Genomic DNA, 3857 nt, shown 5'->3' with positions numbered 1-3857 from the left:
CGAGCCCAGCGCATATTCGTCCTGCGCCTCGCGCGTGAACTGGAAATGCCCGGCGCAATCCTCGGCAAAGGTGCCCATCAGGCGTCCCTTGTCATAGGCGTCTTCCAGCCCGTCGAGGAACATATGGTCGATCACCTGACCATGGCCGATCCGCGCACCGCCTCGCATCGCGGGCAACAGGTAGGGGGCATTGGTCATGCTTTCCATGCCACCGGCGCAGATCACCGCGGCGCCGCCCAGCGCCAGCTGGTCATGCGCCAACATCGCCGCCTTCATCCCCGAGCCGCACATCTTGTTCAGCGTGGTCGCGGGCACATCCTCGCCCAGCCCCGCCTTGAACCCCGCCTGCCGCGCGGGGGCCTGTCCCTGGCCCGCAGGCAGCACGCAGCCCATCAGCAATTCATCGACCGTCCCGACGCCTGCACCCGCCATCGCCGCGCGAATCGCGGCACCGCCCAGCGTCGGAGCATCGACATCGGCGAACGCGCCCTGAAAGCCGCCCATGGGCGTGCGCGCCGCGCCGCAGATCACAACCTCTTCCATGCCGTCCTCCCGCTTTTGACGATCATCACTTACAGAATGGTAACGATTGGCGTCTAGCCTCGTCCCCGGATCACAGGAGAAAGCCCGCATGGAACTGCACACCGAAACCCGCGACGAAGCGCTGCACGTGATCGTCGCCGAGCCGCGCATCGACTCGGCCGTGGCGATCCGGTTCAAGGATCGCATGCGCGAGGTGGCGGCAGATGGCCCGGTGCGCGTCGTGCTGGATTTGGGCGCGGTCGATTTCCTCGACAGCAGCGGCCTTGGCGCGGTCGTGGCCGTGATGAAACTGCTCGGGCCGGGCCGCACGCTGGAACTGTGCAACCTGACCCCCAATGTCGAAAAGGTGTTCCGCCTGACGCGGATGGACCGGGTCTTCACCATCCATCCCGACACCGAGGCGGCCTTTGCGGACAAGCGGTCGATCGCATGACCCTGCCGGACGGGATGCGGGGTGGGATCGCCCCATCCGACGACGCCCGGAACGCCGGTTATTGCGAGGCGCAGGCCGCGTTGATCGTGGTGGAGGCCACACCCATGGGTGTTCGCTGCGCCCTGGCCGAGATGCGGAGACGCTTCGCCCCGGCAGGCCCTGGTCCCGACCTGCTCGGCATGGCCGAGACGGTCCTGGCGGAAGCGCTGAACAACGTGGTCGAACATGCCTACCGTCACGGCGGCAACGGCCCGATCGAACTGCGCCTTGTGCATTGCGGTACGAAGCTGAAGGTCGACCTGCGCGACTATGGTGACCCGATGCCCGCCGGGGTCCTGCCCGGCGGCGCACTGCCTGACTATGGGGGCTCAGGGGACGGCCCGCCCGAGGGCGGGTTCGGCTGGTTCCTGATCCGTGCGCTGGCCCGGGACCTGTCCTATATCCGCGAGAACGGACAAAACCGCCTGCGCTTCCTCGTGCCGCTGGCCGAGGCGTGAACGCGGGGCCGCACTGGCACCCCGGCCGCGAAGCTCCCTCCTCCCCTCCGGGATCGGCCCGCAAGATCAGGGCGCCCCGATCACGCCTCTGCCTGACGCCTGTCCGGGTGTCGCATCCTCTGCCCATCTCCGAACCGCCGCGCGCCTGTCTGCCATGGGTCCCCGCCGAACCGTTCGACGCTGATTGCAATCCGCATCGGCTGCGCGTCGCGATGGACGCCCCTCTCGCCCTTGAAAAACGCATTGGCTTCCCCCCCCTGCCCGTCCTAACGTCCCGGCAAAGGCGAGGGAGGAGAGCATGCGCGATTACCAGCTTCCGGGCCGGTCGGCCGTTTTCGCAACGAACGGAATCTGCGCCACATCGCATCCGCTGGCGGCGCGGGTGGCGGTGCAGATGCTGGAATCGGGCGGCAATGCGGTGGATGCCGCCATTGCAGGCGCCGTGCTGCTGGGCATCTGCGAACCGCACATGACCGGGATCGGCGGCGACTGTTTCGTGCTGCTGAAACCGGCGGGCGAGGATCGGATCCTGGCGCTGAACGGCTCGGGTCGGGCGCCCGCGGGGCTGGATGCGGCGGCGCTGCGTGACCGCGGGCTGGCCACGATGCCCACCAACACCGCCGACGCCGTGACCGTTCCGGGCGCGATCGACGCCTTTTGCCGGCTGTCGGCGGACTGGGGCCGCGCCGGGCTGGCGGCCAGCCTCGCCCCGGCGATCCACTATGCCGAGGCGGGCGTGCCCGTCAGCCCCCGCACCGCGTGGGACTGGGGCTGCACCGAAGGCAACCTTCAGGGCGATGCGCGCCGGTTCTACCTGCTGGACGGCAGGCCGCCGCGCCCGGGCCAGGTGTTCCGGGCGCCGATGCAGGCCGAGGTGCTGCGCCGGATCGCGGACCAGGGCCGCGCGGGCTATTACGAGGGCGAAGTGGCCGAGGACATGGTGGCCTCGCTGCGCGCGCTGGGCGGCACGCACACGCTGGACGATTTCGCCGCCGCCGCCTGCGACTGGACAGATCCGGTCAGCGGCACCTACAAGGGGATCGAGCTGGTCGAGCATCCGCCGAACGGGCAGGGCGCGACCGCGATCCTGATGGCGAACATCCTGTCGCATTTCGACCTGGCCGCGATGGACCCGCTGGGCGCCCAACGCGCCCATATCGAGGCCGAGGCGGCAAAACTGGCCTATGATGCGCGCAACCGCTTCATCGCCGACCCCGCGCACATGACGCGGCTCGATCACATGCTGGCGCTGGACACGGCCGCAGGTCTGGCCGCGCTGATCGACCCCGGCCGGGCGATGCAAAGCCCTGCGGCGCTGGCGGAATCGGTGCACAAGGACACGATCTACCTGACCGTAGTCGACCGCGACCGAATGGCGGTCTCGCTGATCTATTCGGTGTTCCATGCCTTCGGCTCGGGACTGGCGTCAGCCAAGTTCGGCATCAATTTCCAGAATCGCGGCGCGGGCTTCACGCTGGCCGAGGGCCACCCGAACGAGGCCGCGGGCGGCAAGCGGCCGATGCACACGATCATCCCCGCGATGCTGAAAAGGAACGGCCGCGTGCTGATGCCCTTCGGCGTGATGGGCGGGGCCTATCAGGCAAACGGGCATGCGCGATTCCTGACCAATGTGGTCGATTTCGACATGCACCCGCAGCAGGCCATCGACGCACCGCGCAGTTTCACCGATGCAGGCCAGATGCAGGTCGAGCGGGGGTATCCGGATGCGGTGCGGGGGGAGCTGGCCGCGCTGGGCCATGATGTCGTGATCCCCGATATTCCCATCGGCGGCGCGCAGGCGATCCTGATCGACGAGGAGTCGGGTGTGCTGCAAGGCGCGTCCGACGCGCGCAAGGATGGCTGCGCGCTGGGCTACTAGGCCCGGCGCATCCTCAGTTCAGCTGGAATTGCAGCGGGTAATGCCCATCCTCGAACTCGCCGAACAGATCGGCAAGGTCGGGATGATCGACCGGCTCGCCGGTGTCGTCGGGCACCAGATTTTGCTCCGACACATAGGCGACGTAATAGCTGTGGTCGTTCTCGGCCAGCAGGTGGTAGAAGGGCTGGTCCTTCGCGGGCCGGCTTTCCTCGGGGATGGCGTCATACCATTCCTCGGTGTTCGAGAACATCGCATCGACATCGAACACTACTCCGCGAAAGGGGTGCTTGCGATGCCGCACCACCTGACCAAGACCGTATTTCGCACGTGTCGTTCGCATCATCATCCAACCCCCATGAAGACACAATACTGCCGCAACGCTCACAGAGTCCATGCGACAGCGCGCGGCGCATGGAAACAGATTGTGATGCCCGGCCCCACAGTGCCCCCTGCACCGCGCGAACCGATGCCACCTCGCGCTTTTCTGATCCACCATTGCCGGATG

General features: G+C 67.5%; 4 protein-coding genes and 1 pseudogene. 3 read left to right on the top strand and 2 right to left on the bottom strand.

Features of this window, described 5'->3' with window-relative positions; translation table 11 throughout:
- A pseudogene (locus tag ENN83_RS00695) lies at nt 1-543 on the bottom strand (acetyl-CoA C-acetyltransferase); the annotation flags it as partial.
- 88 nt (nt 544-631) lie between these two features.
- On the opposite strand from ENN83_RS00695, the gene ENN83_RS00690 reads away from it, so the two are divergent.
- From ENN83_RS00690 to ENN83_RS00680, 3 genes are all read left to right on the top strand, one after another.
- Nucleotides 632-976 (top strand): STAS domain-containing protein, encoded by a 345-nt coding sequence (locus ENN83_RS00690; RefSeq protein ID WP_287182894.1) that lies wholly within the window; start codon nt 632-634, stop codon nt 974-976.
- Complete coding sequence (locus ENN83_RS00685) at nt 973-1473, top strand: ATP-binding protein (RefSeq protein WP_287182891.1); 501 nt, start codon at nt 973-975, stop codon at nt 1471-1473. The genes ENN83_RS00690 and ENN83_RS00685 overlap by 4 nt, the downstream gene beginning before the upstream one ends.
- Before the next feature lie 298 nt (nt 1474-1771).
- A complete protein-coding gene (locus tag ENN83_RS00680; protein ID WP_287182888.1) occupies nt 1772-3352 on the top strand; it encodes a gamma-glutamyltransferase family protein in 1581 nt (526 codons plus the stop codon).
- 13 nt (nt 3353-3365) lie between these two features.
- Here ENN83_RS00680 and hspQ read toward each other — a convergent pair whose 3' ends face one another.
- Nucleotides 3366-3692: a heat shock protein HspQ gene (gene hspQ, locus ENN83_RS00675; protein WP_287182896.1), complete on the bottom strand. Its 327-nt coding sequence runs from the start codon at nt 3690-3692 to the stop codon at nt 3366-3368.
- Between the last annotated feature and the right edge of the window lie 165 nt (nt 3693-3857).

This window comes from Rhodovulum sp. (genome assembly GCF_011048875.1).
Classification (GTDB): domain Bacteria; phylum Pseudomonadota; class Alphaproteobacteria; order Rhodobacterales; family Rhodobacteraceae; genus Rhodovulum; species Rhodovulum tesquicola.
Note: the sequence above shows the minus strand (reverse complement) of the source record. Positions and strands in the feature narration are given on the sequence as shown.